We start from the raw sequence: 15,488 nt of genomic DNA, 5'->3' as shown, positions 1-15,488 counted from the left end.
TTACCTCTCGAACTTTAACTTATTTTTTAATTCACTTGCTTTGACCTTCTGCACCGGAGCCGGCAGGCTGGACCGGAAGGCCGGGCCATAGCTCTTGGTCCAGATCCGGGGATCCAGGATCAAAAACTGCCCGTAATCATCCTCGCCCCGGATCAAGCGGCCGCATCCCTGCCGCAGGCGGAGAATCGCCCGGGGCAAAGAATCCTCTTGAAAGACATCCCAGCCTCTTTGGGCCAGGTAATGCTGCCTAAGGCTAACCTCCGGCAGGTCCGGGGACTCAAATGGCAGGCGTGTGGCGATGACCAGGTCAATCCCGCAATTGTGGAAGTCCACCCCTTCCCAGAAGCTGTCCGCCCCCAGCAAAATTGACCTTTCCGCGATAACGAAACGACGGGTGATCCGCTCGTTTGACCCGGTCAAGCCCTGGGCCAAAAGCTCATAGTCCTTAACCCGGGGATCATTCAGCAGTTCAAAATAGAGCTGCTTGATCAAGTCCAGGTTGGTAAACAGGCACAAAATATGCTTTTGCCCGCTTAAGTCCTTGGTCAGGATATTTTTCAATTCTTCCAAAAAACGCGGACTGTCTGGTTCCGGCTGTCCTTCCCCCATGGCCAGGATCTCTAAGTGGTCGGCCATTGGGAAGCTGGCCTTGCCCTTGTAGCAGGAAACGCCCAAATTTGGCAGGGCCAGGACCTGCTTGGCAAAGGCAAAATTGCCGTCATTAGTTATTGTCGCACTGATCATGCTGATATGGTCAAAGCGGTCGTAAATTTTATGCAATTCTTCAGAACTGTCCAGGCTGAGCCAGTGAAGGTTGCTGCTGAGAGCATCTTCGGGATTGGTCACGTTGACCACAAAGCCCAAATGATCTAAGAGCGGTTGGTTCAAGAGGTCAGCCAGCTGGTAGCTCTTTTCCGTGTAGAATTCCAGCAAGTCAACCTGGTCGTTCAATTCTTCCAGCAGGGATTCTTCATCTGTTAAAAAGCGGTCTTTTTCCTGCTCCAGCAAGTAGCGGATCTGGTTGGTATGGATCCGGACCTGTTCCAATTGCTGCTGGAACTGTCTGAGCAGGGGCTTAAACTGGGAGTTCTCCGGGAAGAGATCCTGGCCCTGGATAGTGAGCTGTAGGCTCTTGTTGGGCAAAACCACCTGGCTGATTGCCTGCCCCTTGTGCTGGTAGAGATACTTTTGCATCCGGTTCAAACTGTGAATCAGGTCCAGGCTCTCCTGGTCCAAGAGATCCAGCATGAACTGCAGCTGGACATTTTCCTCACTTTGCCTGAGCAAGTTGTTGTCCGTAAAATAGAGCAAATTGCGCAGGTGGCTGATGCTGCCCCAGATCGCTTCCAGGCGAAGTGAGTCCGTCCGGGCCGTCTGCAGGTTTTCGCTGAAGCGGTGGGCTTCGTCAATTACCAGGTAAGGGTTCTGTCCCCAGATGGAGTCCATGTAGTGGTTGACCAAGTAAGCGTGGTTGGTCACCAGAATGTTGGCCTGCTCCTGCCGGCGGCGGGCCAGGTTCCAGAAGTCAACGCTGGCGAACTGGCTGGCCACCCGGGCATCCCCGGGGTGCTTGAGCTGGTTAAAAATCGGCAGCTGCTGGCTGGTCAGCTGCAATTCATCCATGTCCCCCGTCGTCGTTTCCGTCAGCCAGACCAGGATCTGCATCTGCAAGAGCAAGGTCGCCTTGTTAGGTGAATTCTGGTAGAGGGTTTGGGCAAAACCGTCCAAATCCAGGTAGTGGCTGCTGGACTTGACCATTTCCGCGTTTAAGCCCAGGCCCGTAACCCGCAGGAGCTGGGGAATTTCCTGGTCTAAGAGCTGCTGCTGGAGAACCTTGGTCGGCGTGGCAATGACCAGTTTTTTGCCAGAGTAAAGCTGGTAGGCATAGGCGAAAAGGTAGGCAAAAGTCTTCCCTGTCCCATTTGGGGCCTCAGCCAGCATGACTCTTTGCCCTTCTTCTTCGACAAAGTCGTGCAGGCGGTCGATCAAGTCCACCTGGGCTTGCCGGTAATTGATCTTGCCTTTAAAAAGCTTGCGCTTGTCAGCGTCTTTAACTGGGAAATGCCCGTTTTCCCCATGTTCAACCGCGGGAATTTCCTGCCTCTTCAAGACCAGGTTGCGGACCTGGATCTTGTCTTTAGGCAGCTTGCGCCGGCTTTGCCGGGACTGGTCGGCAATCTCCTTGATCACATCGCCCGTGTCCCGGATTAACCCCCCGGCCAAAGAGCCCAGGACATTCAAAGTTGCCTGGGGCAAGGAGGCCAGCTTATCGATGATCTTGATGAGCAAAACGGCTGTCCCATAAGCATCAGAATCGGCCTTGTGAGGGTTGGCGTGCTTAATCTCCAGGCTGGCCGTCAAGTCTCGCAATTTGTAAGAAGGCAGGGTCGGAAAAGCGATCTTGGCCAGTTCAACCGTATCAACCGCCTTGCAGGTCAAGGCTTCAAAGCCGGCATTGGTCAGTTCATAGTTCAAGAAGGGAAAGTCGAAATTGACATTATGGGCCACAAAAACCGTATCCTGCAAAATCTCGCGGATTTTCGGGGCATAGTGCTTAAAATCAGCCTGGCCAGCCACCATCTTTTGGTCAATCCCGGTCAGATTGGTCACGGCTAGTGGAATTTCCCGGTGGGGGTTCATCATAAAAGAATAGGTCTTGACCACTTCGCCGTCTTTGACCAAGGCGCAGCCAAACTGAATGATCCGGTCCCCCTCCTCCTTGCGCGTCCCGGTCGTTTCCAAGTCAACGACCGCGAAGGTTTCGCCGGCAAAAAAATCCGCCATTTTCCGCTCCTTTCACTCCTAAAAACTTCTAATCAACTTCAACAATTTCCCGGCAGCTCAAAAGCACCAGGTACTTTTTCAAAACAGGCAGCCGGCCTGATTCGTTCAAGGCTCTTTCATAGAGGCGCAGCTGGCCCTGGTACTTCTCTTTCAGCTTCTGGATTGCTTCATCCTGCTTACGCGGGTTAACGTGGTCAGTCTTGTAGTCAAATAAAATGATACCATTCTCTGCTTCATAATAGCCATCGATTGTCCCATGAACCAAAATTTCTCCTGGAAAATCGCTGAAATCCTTAAATAAAGTCTTCGGTGACAAGATGGTGGCAAAATTTTCTTCCCGGTAAAGGCGGTCGGGGTGCTGGTAAAAGTCCTTGGCAAAGTCGCTCTTGACAAACCAAGACAAGGCTTCCCGATCCAACTTGCTGGCCAAAGTTGGGCTCAGCCGGCCTTTTTCAACCAGGCCGGCAATGCAGCTGTCAATTGCATCCCTGTCGCCCTTGGCATAGTCATAGTACTGCAAGACCAAGTGGCTGGCCGTCCCCAGTTCAGCTGAGCTGACCGTGTTTTGGAAGAGGAATTCTGGCTCAGTATCGATCGGCTGCAAATAGCGGTTGGCTGACTGCAGTTCTGAAATGTGGGAGTCGGCCAGTTCGTCTTCGATCGGGTCGCCAAAAGCCTTCTTGATTTCAGAGACCGCCTGGTAGGCCGTCGTCCGGCTGGCATCCAAGTAGGGATAGCCGCCCTGGCTGAAGGCATAGAGTTTTTCCGCCTGCTCAAAGACGGCTTCTTCCTCTTCAGTCAAGTCTTCCCCGCCGGCAGCTGCCGCTTCATTTGCCGGCAGCTGGGCCTGGTCTTTCTTTGGGTCAAAGTGGACAAAGACCAGACTGTCTTCCTGGCCAACTGCCAAGTCACTGACGGCTTTTTCTCCCAGCCGCTTCACTTGCTTGGCGTGGGCTAAGGCCGGGGCTAAAAAGTCCAGGGGCTTGGCCACCTTCATCTTGTCCAAAAGGGGCAGGCGGCCAGCTGAAATTTCCTTGGCCCACTTCTCTTCCAGGCCTGCCAGGTCAGTTTTAGCCGGCAGCTTGATATTTGCCGCCAGGATCAGCTTCTGCTTAGCCCGGGTCAAAGCTACGTAAAGCAGACGGGCTTCTTCTTCCAGCAGCTTCTGCTTTTTGGCAATCTTCAGCCAGGCATTGACCAAAGTATCTGCCCGGTATTCCGCTTCATCAAACGGGTAGGCAAAGGACAAACCCAGCCCGCTGGCATCTAAAACATAGTTGCCGGTGATGTCTTGCTGGTAATTGTAGCGGTGCTCCAAGCCCAGGACAAAGACGACCGGGAATTCCAGCCCCTTTGAGGCGTGAATGGTCATCAGCTTGACTGAATTGTCAGCATTTTCGCTCAAGATCGGCTGGGCCAGGTCCTTCTGGTTCTTCCGCATTCTGGCGATAAAGTTGATGAACTGGTAAAGGTCCTTGAAGCCCGAGCTTTCGTAGGCGCTAGCTCTTTCATACAGGGCGGTCAAATTGAGCCGGCGCTGCTGGCCGTTGGTCATGGCGGTCACGATTTCCAAAAAGCTGGTCCGCTCATAAATGGTCCAGAGCAGTTCTGAAATCCGGTGGCTCAAGGCAAAGTCCCGCAAATCTTGCAATTGGTCCAAAAAGTCCCGGCAGCGGGCAGCCAGATCAGTATCTTTTTTAGCATATGTTCTTAAAGCCGCGTAGAAGCTGATGCTCTTGTTGACCAGGCGGATTTCCGCCAAATCAGAACTAGAGAAGTTGAAGATCGGAGACCGCAAAACCGCCACCAGGGGAATGTCCTGGTCCGGATTGTCGATGATCTTCAAGTAGGACATGATGACCGTCAATTCAAAGGTCTGAAAGTAGTTCTGGACATCCATGACAAAAAGCGGAATCCCGTAACGGTCAAATTCCTGCTTGATGTCCAGGTTGCTGGTCTTGGACCGGGTCAAAATGGCAATGTCTCCATAGCTGATCGGCCGGGTCTGCCCGGTCTTTGGGTCAAAAATTGGCGTCTGGTCGTTAAGCAACTTTTGGATCCGGCTGATCACCATGGCCAAATCGCCCTGGTCCAATTCCCCGTCATCTTCTGAAGCAGAAGAATCTTCTTGGTAGAGGACTTCTGTTTCTGTTGGCAAGGCAGCGTTTGGATCATAACCGGCCGCGAATTTCAGCTGCCCTTCGTTTTTGTAGTCAATCCCGCCAAAGTCCTTGGTCAAGAGGCTGTCAAAGATCAAGTTGACGGCCTGGGTGACCGGCTGGCTGGAGCGGAAGTTTTCGGCAAAAATAATCCGCTTCTTGCCTGCCGAATTTTCCTGGCCATATTCGTCATACTTGGCAATAAAGAGACTGGGCTCCGCCTGGCGAAAGCCGTAAATTGACTGCTTGACGTCCCCAACCATAAAGAGGTTGTTCTTCCCGTCTTTTTTCAGCCGCTGGATCAAACCGTCCTGCAAGGCGTTGGTGTCCTGGTATTCATCGACCATGATTTCCTTGAAGCGGTTTTGGTAGTAAGCCCGGGCCAAGTCGGAATTTGAACTGTCCTGGGTCAGGATTTCATAGGCTAATTGCTCCATGTCGCTGAAGTCCAGAACCCGGTCATTCCGCTTTAACTCATTGAAGCGATCGATAAAGGCCAGCTCGACTTCAGCTGCTGTCTTCACGATTTCAGCCCCCTTGGCCAAAAGGGCCTGCTGGTCAGCATTGCTATTTGCGTAAAAACTGGTGTAGACATTGAAGACCAGCTGCTTGCCAGCTTCTTTAACCTCCTTTGCCTCCTCGACAAAGTCGGCGATGTCCTTGTTAGTCCGCAAGGTCCCGTCAAACCGGCAGCTGGCCAGCAGGTCTCTTTGCCGGTCAAAGGGATCATCTGTAGCCAGGCTTTCCCGGTAGCTGGATAAGCTGGCGGCGAAAGCCCTAAAAGGTGGCTGGTATTTGACAAACTTTTCATGGTCAAAGTCTGCTTCGGCCATCAAAGCCGTCAGCTTGTCAGCCAGGTTGGAAAATTCTTCTTCCAGGTAAGGCTTGATCTTCTCCTGCCACAAGGGGCTGTCGACGACGTCGCTGGTCTCCAGCTGGTAAGAGGCAGGCAATTTTTGCAGCCAGCCTCGGTAGTTTGGCCGGGCCATGGCAAAATGGTATAACTCCAATAGCAGGTCTCTGGCCGCGTCCACGTTGCTGTCGCCGGCAAACGCATCGTAAAAGGCCCTGAAGCGGTCTTTTTTCTTCTGGTCTTCATTTTGCAGGTAGCCGTTTTCGACATCCCGAAGAGCTCTTTCCTTTAACAGCTCAATCTGGGTCGCGTCAGTTAAAATGCTGAAGTCCGGGTCGATATCAATCACGAAGTAGAAGCGGCGGATGACATCCAAACAGAAGGAGTCGATCGTGGAAATGATCGCGGTATCAATCTGGGCCAGCTGCCGGCGCAAAAAGTCGGCCTGGCTGCTGTCTGTTTCCACTTGCAGGCGCTCTTGCAGTCGCTGCTTGATCCGCTGCTTCATTTCACTGGCCGCGGCCCGGGTAAAGGTGATGACCAAGAGCTGGTCAACTTCCAAGTGGTCTTCCATGATTTCCCGGATGACCCTTTCAACCAAAACGCTGGTTTTGCCTGAGCCGGCAGAAGCCGAGACCAAAAGATCCTGGCCCCGGCTTTCGATAGCGCTGGCCTGGTCTGGTGTGTATTTTACAGCCATACTTTTTCCTTTCTATATACCCTGCCCCAGCCTTTTTTCAATCAAGGCCAGCAGCTCAGCCTTTTTCAGGCTTGGCAGGTCCCGGTAAGAGTTGGTCGGCAGCTGCTGGTCAAAGTAGAAGATGTCCTTGTAGTCACTATATGTTAGGCCAGTGCTGGTCCCCTGCCGGAAGGGATTTAGGGCGATCTGCCCGCTCAAGATTTCGCTGGCCGCGTCTTCGATCAAGGCTTCGACATACTCTAAGAGCTCCCTCATTTCGTCCTGGCTGAAGAAGTTGTCTTTTTTGCCAAAAGTGCCACTCTTATTCAGCTTAAGGCCCCGATAGACCGGACTGGCTGACTTTTTCTCCAGGACTTGGTCAACTTCCTGGTACCAGGCTGGCTCGCTGACAAAGACCCCGGACAGTTTCAGCTTGTCTTCCCCGCCCAAAAGGTTCTCTTTCAGCTGCAGCTTGCTGTCAAACAAGGCCCCATTTGATGAAGAATTGACGGAATTCAGCTTCCGGGTGACATACTGATAAAAGGCACCAAGAAGGTCAAACTGCCGCCCGCCAGCCAGGAGGTCCCGGTTCTTTTCCAAGACATCCAGGTAGGCAATCATCTGCAGATCCACCCCGCCGGCAAAACGGGCCAGGTTGAAGCTGTGGTCAGAAGACTTGTAGTCAATCAGTTGCCCTAAAACGTGCTGGTCCCCGTTAAAGAGGTCGACCCGGTCAATCTTGCCCCGGAGGCTGATCTTCCGCTGGCCGGCAAACTTCTTCAAAGGCAGGACCAGGCCGGCCAATTTTTCCGCCGGGCCAAAGGCCAGTTCCCCGTATGTAGCCCGCATTTTGTTCTCCTGCTGCTTTCTCCGGTAGTTCTGGGCCACCTTGCTGGTCGTCTTGTCAAAAGCTTTGAAGAGATATTGATTAAAGGGATCGCGCAAAAACTGTTGGTAAAGGGGTTCTTGCAGGATCTCGCTTCTGACCTGCTTGAGCAAAAGCTCCAGGTCCAGCTCGCTGAGCTTGTCAATTTCGATATTTTTCTTTTGCATTTCCTTGAGCAAAAGCTCAAAAGTCCGGTGGAAGTAGTTGCCGGACTGGATGGCGTTCAGCTCGTTTTCTGCCCGGGGCCGCAGGCGCAGGCCATAGTTAAGGAAGTATTCAAAGGAATTCTGGTAGTAGCTTTCCAGCTGGGAGACCGATGACAAAAGGTCTTTGCCGTACAGGCGCTCAGCCAGGTCCTCTGAGATGTCTTGCGGATTGTTGTCGTAAGCCATCCCTTCCGCGATTTCTTCTGCCTTTTCTTCTTCATACTGCCGGCTGAGTTTGACTAATTTGGTCACCAGCGGACTTTGGGCGGAATTTTCCTCTGCATAGGCCAAATAGCCCAAGCTGGCCTTGGGACTGGTCAAAAAGAGCAAAAGCTGACGGGCAAATTCGGTCCGGTCTTTTTCGCTGTTGTCTGGCAGGTCCCTTTGCCGGTATTCCCGGCCGTTAACCATCTTCAACAGACGCTTGTAATAAATAGAAGGATCCAGCAAGTCGTTATTGGAATTGATTACCGGATAGGAAATGTAGACCCGGTCAGAGGCCAGGGCTAAAGCATTGCCAAATTGGTATTCCTGGTCCAAGTTGCGGAGCTGCTGGGCATCTTCTAGGTAGGCGTCTTCAGCAAAAAAGTCAGCCAAACTGGCCAGGTTTTCCGTGGTCAAAAAGTTGGGCTGGTCACTGATTTGCGGCAGGCTGCCATTGGCTGCCCCGATGATGAAGACCTGCTTGTAGCCACTGGTCTGCACCATCCCGTATTCTGACAAAGTGACAGCGTCCAGGCTGGCTGGAATCGTCGCGAAATTGGCCTGGGAAAAGGCCGCCGTCAGCATCTTGAAGAAGTCAGCCCAGGCAAAGTTTTCCGGGTTGACCAAAAGGTAGTCTTTCAGAAGAGACAAAAGCAGATTCCAGCACTGTTCCGGCTGCTGGGCCTGCTGCAAGTCCCCGCTCTCGCTGGCTTTTAAGCGCCAAGCTTCCAGGCGGGCACTGACCCCGTTTTTGACCAAGAAGTCAAAGAAGAGCTTAACGGCGGTCATGCTGTCTTTTTCATTTTTCAGCTGGCTGGAAAGGCGGGAGATCTTGCTGACAAAAAAGTCCCGCAGCTTATCCAAACGCTCCAGGCGCTTTTGATATTGCTCTTGGTCCAGGGCAATCACCTGGGCCTTGGTGAAGTCCTTGAGGGGCTTTTGCCAAAGGCTGTACTTGATCCCGTGGGCTAAGGCAAAATTTTCCAGCTGGTCGACATCGCGTAAATACGCGGCTTCCCCAGCTTCTTCATCCCCTTCTAAATACCAAGCCGGGATCAAGAGGCGGGTCTTCATGAGGCTCAAAAGAGCTGGCGTATCGCCTGGCTGCTGGAGAAGCTTGCCTAAATTTTCCAGCAAAATCACCAAAGGGTGGTACTTCATTTGCTGCTGCAAGTCATCAAAGAAGGGAATCTGGTTTTGCCGCAAGATCGGGGCCAGGTAAGTTTCATACTCTTGCAGGTTCGGAGCCAGGACCAAAAAGTCCCGGTACTGGCAGCCTTTTAAGGCCACCTCGTCATAGATGGTCCGGGCCACGAAATAGGCTTCGGCGTAGCGGGAATCCGCCTTGACCAGCTGGAGGTTGTTTAAGTCCGGCACGCTTTCCCCCTGCCAGGCCCTGTTTAAACTTTCTGCCGGGCTGCTTTGGCTGGTGATTTTTTCACTTTCCCAAGCAAAATCATGAGCAGAGAAATAGCCAGTCAAGTCCCGGATGGTCTTCTGGACCACGTAGTCGTATTCGCCTGCCACGGGTTCGAGCAGGCTGCCGTCAGCGGTCTTGAAGGCAAAAGTCATGTCGCTGGCAAAAGCCGCCAGCAGCTGCATGGTCATTTTTTCTTGAATGGAAAAATGGGAGAAATCAGTCACATAGAAGCTGGCCTGGCTGACCAGGTCTGGCTGGCTGGCCAGAAGCTGGTTCAGCTGGATATTCAGTTCATCCTTGGTGGCAAAGTGCTTGTCGCTGACAACTTGCAAAAAATCCTGGTAGATCAAGTCCAGGTCATGCAGCTTATCTCTGGTTTCATTGTCCAGGTCCAAGGATACTGCCGGGTCAGCTGCCCGCTCTAGAAGGCTGGCCAGGTCCAGCTGGCCGGTATGAACCTGCAGGATCGTGCTGTAGACTTGCTTGATCATGCCAGAATTGGCGTGGGTGTTTTTAAAAAGCAAGAGTTCATCCCTGCGCTTGTTGATGATCTGCTCCAAAATCATGGTCGCGGCCGCGTCATCCAGGCTTTCTGGCATGAGCAGGTCAGCTTTTTTAAAGAAAAACCAGGCCAGGCGGGAGAAGGACAGGACGTGCAGGTGCTTAACGCTGGTCTCTTTCCGCCCTTGAAGTTGGGCGACTTTGCCTATTGCGGCAACTTCTGTGTTAAACTTGATATGGTTTGGAACAATAATAAAAGTATCTTTGCCAGGCTGAGCCAGATAATTTCGGGCAGCCCGGCCGATGATTTCAGTTTGCAGGGGATCGGACTGTCTGCCGGTTAAAATTTTGATCATTGCTTCCACTCCTTTGTTGACTGATCGATCAATCTAAATTTTATCAATCTCTTTCCTTTTTGGGAACTGATTGCCATTGATTCTAAGCAAACGTTAAGCGAACTAGCGAAATTGTTTATTGAGGTGATTCTTTTTGCAGACTTCTTGTACTGCTCATGGAAAAGTAATTTTGATCGGCGAGCATTCCGTTGTTTACGGCTATGACGCCCTGGCCATGCCGATTCAGGCTCTCCACATCAAGACGACTGTCAGTGATTATGCCGGTCCGGTCTGGATGGATACCAAGCTCTACCAGGGTCCTTTTTTTGACGCGCCGGACGACTATAACGGCCTTAAGTATGTCGTCAAGGAACTTTTTGCCAGAAGCGGGAAAAGTCCCCAGATCAAACTTACCTATACCGGGGAAATTCCCATGGAGCGCGGGCTTGGCTCCTCAGCCACTGTTGCCTATGGCACTACCGTCGCCTTGAGCCAATACCTGGGCCTTGAGCTGAGTGAAAGCGAAGTTATGGACATCACCAACCAGGCAGAAACGATCAACCACGGCAAGGCTTCTGGCTTGGACGCGGCCACGGTTAATTCCGATTACCTGGTCTTTTTTAATAAGCAACAGGGCGTTAAAAAGCTCTCCTCGAAATTAGGCGCCAGCCTCTTGATCATGGACACGGGCGATTTGGGCAATACCAGAGAAGCCGTCACCATGGTCGCCAAGCTTTTAAATGAGTCTCCGGACGCGCAAGCAAGAATGCGGCAGTTGGGGCAACTGGCTGACGAAGTCAAAGCTGCCTGGCTTCTTCAAGACCCAGAAAGCGTTGGTAAATTTTTCAATCAAGCCCAGGAGCTTTTAGCCTCCTTTAATTTGTCGACGGCCAAGATCGACCGGATCTGCCAAATCGCCCAAAAAGGCGGGGCCTTAGGCTGCAAATTGTCCGGCGGGGGGCTGGGCGGGATCGTCATCGCTCTTTGCAAAGATGCCGGTGCTTGCGAAAAGCTTGCCCAAGCCTGCCAGGCTGAAATCAGTGACTACTGGATTGAAGAAATTTGATTTTTGGCAAAAAGTTATTGAAAAACAGAATTGCACAGTAAAGGAATGAAAAAAGATGAGTAAAACTGCCCGCGCCCATACCAATATCGCCTTGATCAAGTACTGGGGCAAGAAGGACGCCAAATTGCGCCTGCCGCTCATGTCCAGTCTGTCCATGACCCTGGATGCTTTCTACAGCGACACCAAAATCTCAGACAGCGAGCAAATGTCCTTTAAATTGAACGGCCAAGCCGTTTCGGGCCCGGCTGCTGACCGCGTTTTCGCCTACCTCCGGGCTATGCAAGACCGCTTTGGGGTCAAGGGAAATTTGGCGGTTGAATCAGTCAACCAGGTGCCAACCGCGGCTGGCCTGGCCTCTTCCAGCTCAGCTTTCGCGGCCATGGCGGCGGCTTTTGCCGACCACTACCAGTTAGGCATTGACAGACGGGAACTGTCCAGAATGGCCCGGATGGGGTCTGGCTCTGCTTCAAGATCTGTTTTTGGCGGCTTTTCCGTCTGGCAAAAAGGCGACAGCGATGAAACTTCCTATGCCTACCCGCTGGATGAAGCGCCTGACATGGACCTCCGTCTTTTGGCCGTTGAAATCAACGACCAGGAGAAGAAAATTTCTTCAACCAAGGGAATGGAAATGAGCAAGAGCTCACCTTTTTATCAACTTTGGTTGGACAGAAATGACAGTGAAATCGCCGAGATGGAAGAAGCAATCAAGCAGGCTGACTTTAGCAAATTGGGTTCTCTGGCTGAATTAAATGCCAGTGAGATGCATGCTTTGACTTTCACTGCTGTCCCTGGCTTCACCTATTTTGAGCCTAATACCATCAAGGCTATCAAGCTGGTTCAGGACCTGCGCCAGCAAGGGCTGGAATGCTACTACACCATTGACGCCGGCCCGAATGTCAAGGTCCTCTGCCAGGGAAAAAATTCTAAAGATATTATTAATCACTTTGAGTCCTCCTTTGATCGTGTTAAGATTATTGAGGCAGGTTTTGGTCCAGGAGTCACTCTGTTGGACTAAAGCTTATTTAATTGGCTATAATGTCTAAAGGCATAAAATAAAAGAAAAAATTAAAAGAATAAGAGGAAGAGTTTTTTTGATTACTGAAAAAGCACCAGGCAAGCTTTACATTGCCGGGGAATACGCTGTTTTGGAACAAGATTGTCCAGCCATTCTGGTCGCCCTTGACCAGTACGTCAGGGTCTCAATCAAGCCAAGCAGCAGCGATACTGGTTTGATTCACTCCAAGCAATACTCCCAAGATTCAATTCACTGGGTCAGACGGGGGTCAAAGATGGTGATCGACAACCGGGACAATCCTTTTGAATACATTCTGTCAGCAATTTCTTTTACCGAAAGATACTGCTTGGAACAAAAGGTCAAGATGGGCGTTTACGACTTGTACGTCAACTCTGACCTGGATTCAGCAGATGGCAAGAAGTATGGCCTGGGTTCTTCAGCCGCGGTAACGGTCGCGACCGTTAAGGCAATCCTGCGCTTTTACGGTGTCCAGGCAAGTAAGGATTTGATTTACAAACTCTCCACCATTTCCCACTACTCAGTCCAGGGCAACGGCAGTGCCGGCGACATCGCGGCCAGCGTTTACGGGGGATGGATTGCCTACCAGACCTTCAACAAGCTTTGGCTGAAAGAAGAACTGGCAAGCAAGTCCCTGTCAACAGTGGTCGGTGAAGCCTGGCCAGGTCTGAAGATCCAGCAATTGGTTCCGCCAAAGGGCATGGAGCTCTTGATTGGTTGGAGCCAGCAGCCGGCTTCAACCTCCCGCCTGGTTGACAAGACCAACGCCAACAAGAACAATCTGCGGACTGAATACGCCAAGTTTTTGGCAGACTCGCGCAAGTGCGTTTTGAAGATGATCCGCGGCTTTGAAGAAGCAAACATTGCTTTGATTCAAAAGCAGATTGGCATCAACCGCCGCTTGCTGCAGCATTTTGCCGCTATCAACAATATTGCCATCGAAATTCCCCGCTTGACCGAGCTGATCGAAATCGCCAACAAGTATGGCGGCGCAGCCAAGACCAGCGGCGCGGGCAACGGCGACTGCGGCATCGTCATCGTCAACAAGGACACCGATATTGACCGCCTCCGCAAGGACTGGGTCAAGAACAACATCCTGCCCCTGGAATTTCACATTCACCAATCTGAATTAACTTACTAAGAGCATTGCGATGTCACAAAGATCTATAAGAAAAGAAGAACATCTGGCTTTGACACAGATGTTTTTTAATGCCCAAAAAACGAATTCCTTTGACCAGGTTCACCTGCTCCGCCCGGCCCTGCCAGAAAGCAAGGTAAAGCTGAACGCGATTAAGACGACCTGGTTTGGCAAAGAACTGTCTGCCCCCTTCTTCATCAACGCGATGACTGGCGGGTCGGAAAAATCCAGGCAGATCAACCGGCAGCTGGGTGAAATTGCCAATAAGCAGCAAATTGCCCTGGCCTTAGGTTCGGCCAGCATCTTGACCAAGGAAGAAGACCAGCTGGAATCCTTCTATGTGGCTAAAGAAGCCAATCCAGACGGCCTATTATTTGCCAACGTCAATCCCTTGACCCCAGCTAAAGCGGCCGCCAAGATCGTCAAGGATCTGCAAGCAGATGCCCTGCAGATCCACCTTAACGTGGCCCAGGAGATTCCCATGCCTGAAGGTGACCGCGACTTTGTCTGGCTGGACCGGATGCTGGAGATTAAAGAAGCAGCTGGTGTGCCCGTCATCGTCAAAGAAGTCGGCAGTGGCCTGGATCCAGTCAGCCTGCAAAAATTGCAGTCAGCTGGCTTTACTTGGTTTGATATTGGAGGAGCTGGCGGCACCAATTTTGCCCAAATTGAAAATTCCCGCAATCCCCACCCCATGGCGTATTTGAACGACTGCGGCCTGCCAACGGCCCTGGCTGCCCTTTTGGCGGCGCCTTTGACCAAGCAGCTGATCGTCTCTGGCGGAGTCAGAAACCCGCTGGACGTCTTCAAGGGCCTGGCCCTGGGCGGCAGATTTGTGGGCGTAGCCAACCACTTCCTCCACACCCTTTTAAATGAGGGAGCTGACGGACTGGATGAAGAAATCGGCCGCTGGAAGGAAGAACTCGCCTACCTTTTTGCCTTATATGGGCAAGACAGCTTGCCAGTCAAGCAACCGTATTACTTGGACTTGGAACTGAAAAATCAGTTTGACCAGCTTAAGCAGTATTCTGGCAAATAAAGCAACAAAGAAAGAACTAAAGAAATAACTGTTGACAAATTCTCCCTCAGGATTTATTTGTTAACAGTATTTTTATTGGCGCGGCAGAGCCGCGCTTTTATTAAAAGAGATATATTGTAGTAACAAGTAGGATGTTAAAAATGTAGCAAAAAAAGAATCCAGTTTACACTGGATTCTTTTAGTTTCTATTTTCGCTTATTGCTACTTTACTAATTAAGCTTCAAATGCCCGGGTCAATGGCGGAACGATTTGCTTCTTCCGGGAAACGACGCCTGGCAGGTGGGCTTCTGAGTCAACCAGTTCCTTGCCGAAGGCCTTGGCAAAGACTGACTTGCTTTCGTCGTCCCCGATGAAGAGAACTTCTGAGTCTGAGTCCAAAACGTTGGTAATTACCAGCATGAACAGGTCGTAGCCATTTTCCTTGGCATCCTTTTCCATGGCTGCCAGGAAGGCATCCTTGCGTTCCAAGGCTTCTGGGACATCAACAACGTTGACTTGGGCGATCCGGGCAGTCTTTGAGCCCAGTTCGAAGCTCTTGGCGTCCAAGTCGATCAGTTCTTCAACTGACTTGGCAGCAATGTTGGTACCAGCCTTAAGCAATTCCAGGCCGTATTCCTTGTAGTCAACGCCGGCAATCTTAGCCAGGTCTTCAACTGCGTGCTTGTCGATGTCAGTAGTGGTTGGTGACTTCAAGAGCAAGGTGTCGGAAATAATGGCACTCAGCATGATACCAGCAATGTTGGCTGGAATTTCCATATTTTGTTCCTTGAACATTTCCCACAAAACAGTGGAAGTGCAGCCAACTGGTTCAGCCCGGTAGAACAAGGGGTCGATCGTCGCGAAGTTGCTGATCCGGTGGTGGTCAATTACGTGGGTAACCTTGACTTGATCCCGGTCTTCAACGCTTTGTTGTGGTTCGTTGTGGTCAACCAGCATGATGGCCTTGACTTCGTTTGCGACAGTCTTGACCACGCGTGGTGCTTCAAAGCCGAACTTCTTCAAGGCAAAAGAAGTTTCGTCGTTGGCTTCACCCAAAGCAACAGCTTCAGTGTTGTAGCCATGTTGGTTCTGGAAGTATGAGTAGGCAATCGCCGTGCCGATCGCGTCAGTATCTGGGTTTCTGTGACCAAAAATCAGTTCTTTTTCCATCTTGGAATTTTCCCTTCTAGTTTTAGCTAAAATTAA

8 protein-coding genes are annotated in these 15,488 nt (G+C 51.4%); 4 read left to right on the top strand and 4 right to left on the bottom strand.

All coding sequences use genetic code 11. From position 1 onward, the window contains the following. Genes ACYVUU_RS04830 through ACYVUU_RS04820 form a run of 3 tightly spaced genes read right to left on the bottom strand, consistent with a single transcriptional unit; the run spans position 1 to position 10,048 of the window. Positions 1-2,784 carry a helicase C-terminal domain-containing protein gene (locus ACYVUU_RS04830; RefSeq protein WP_484500109.1) on the bottom strand — a complete coding sequence of 928 codons (2,784 nt, stop codon included), beginning with the start codon at positions 2,782-2,784 and terminating at the stop codon, positions 1-3. A 28-nt stretch (positions 2,785-2,812) separates the two neighbouring features. Beyond that, positions 2,813-6,496, bottom strand: coding sequence for a helicase-exonuclease AddAB subunit AddA (gene addA, locus ACYVUU_RS04825; RefSeq protein ID WP_484500108.1), 3,684 nt, complete (start codon positions 6,494-6,496; stop codon positions 2,813-2,815). Between the two features lie 12 nt (positions 6,497-6,508). Then, positions 6,509-10,048 carry a PD-(D/E)XK nuclease family protein gene (locus ACYVUU_RS04820; protein WP_484500107.1) on the bottom strand — a complete coding sequence of 1,180 codons (3,540 nt, stop codon included), beginning with the start codon at positions 10,046-10,048 and terminating at the stop codon, positions 6,509-6,511. Positions 10,049-10,181: 133 nt separating this feature from the next. On the opposite strand from ACYVUU_RS04820, the gene mvk reads away from it, so the two are divergent. From mvk to fni, 4 genes are all read left to right on the top strand, one after another. After that, on the top strand, positions 10,182-11,093 hold the full coding sequence (gene mvk / locus ACYVUU_RS04815; protein ID WP_439775859.1) for a mevalonate kinase: 912 nt from the start codon (positions 10,182-10,184) through the stop codon (positions 11,091-11,093). A 55-nt stretch (positions 11,094-11,148) separates the two neighbouring features. Continuing rightward, positions 11,149-12,108 (top strand): diphosphomevalonate decarboxylase, encoded by a 960-nt coding sequence (mvaD, locus tag ACYVUU_RS04810; RefSeq protein ID WP_484500106.1) that lies wholly within the window; start codon positions 11,149-11,151, stop codon positions 12,106-12,108. Positions 12,109-12,184: 76 nt separating this feature from the next. Next, a complete protein-coding gene (locus ACYVUU_RS04805; RefSeq protein WP_439775861.1) occupies positions 12,185-13,267 on the top strand; it encodes a phosphomevalonate kinase in 1,083 nt (360 codons plus the stop codon). A 10-nt stretch (positions 13,268-13,277) separates the two neighbouring features. Further along, positions 13,278-14,303 carry a type 2 isopentenyl-diphosphate Delta-isomerase gene (fni, locus tag ACYVUU_RS04800; protein ID WP_439775862.1) on the top strand — a complete coding sequence of 342 codons (1,026 nt, stop codon included), beginning with the start codon at positions 13,278-13,280 and terminating at the stop codon, positions 14,301-14,303. A 213-nt stretch (positions 14,304-14,516) separates the two neighbouring features. Here the strand turns inward: fni and ACYVUU_RS04795 are convergent, their stop codons facing one another. Next, positions 14,517-15,452 carry a manganese-dependent inorganic pyrophosphatase gene (locus ACYVUU_RS04795; protein WP_439775863.1) on the bottom strand — a complete coding sequence of 312 codons (936 nt, stop codon included), beginning with the start codon at positions 15,450-15,452 and terminating at the stop codon, positions 14,517-14,519. Between the last annotated feature and the right edge of the window lie 36 nt (positions 15,453-15,488).

The sequence above is a fragment of the Lactobacillus sp. WILCCON 0058 genome, from assembly GCF_057198005.1.
The sequence above is the reverse complement of the archived record's forward strand: the minus strand, read 5'-3'. Positions and strand labels throughout refer to the sequence as shown.

Coding starts and splice junctions, on each gene's coding strand:
- ACYVUU_RS04795 (WP_439775863.1), bottom strand. CDS start 15,452: ATGGAAAAAGAACTGATTTTTGGTCACAGAAACCCAGATACTGACGCG.
- ACYVUU_RS04830 (WP_484500109.1), bottom strand. CDS start 2,784: ATGGCGGATTTTTTTGCCGGCGAAACCTTCGCGGTCGTTGACTTGGAA.
- ACYVUU_RS04820 (WP_484500107.1), bottom strand. CDS start 10,048: ATGATCAAAATTTTAACCGGCAGACAGTCCGATCCCCTGCAAACTGAA.
- mvaD (WP_484500106.1), top strand. CDS start 11,149: ATGAGTAAAACTGCCCGCGCCCATACCAATATCGCCTTGATCAAGTAC.
- fni (WP_439775862.1), top strand. CDS start 13,278: ATGTCACAAAGATCTATAAGAAAAGAAGAACATCTGGCTTTGACACAG.
- addA (WP_484500108.1), bottom strand. CDS start 6,496: ATGGCTGTAAAATACACACCAGACCAGGCCAGCGCTATCGAAAGCCGG.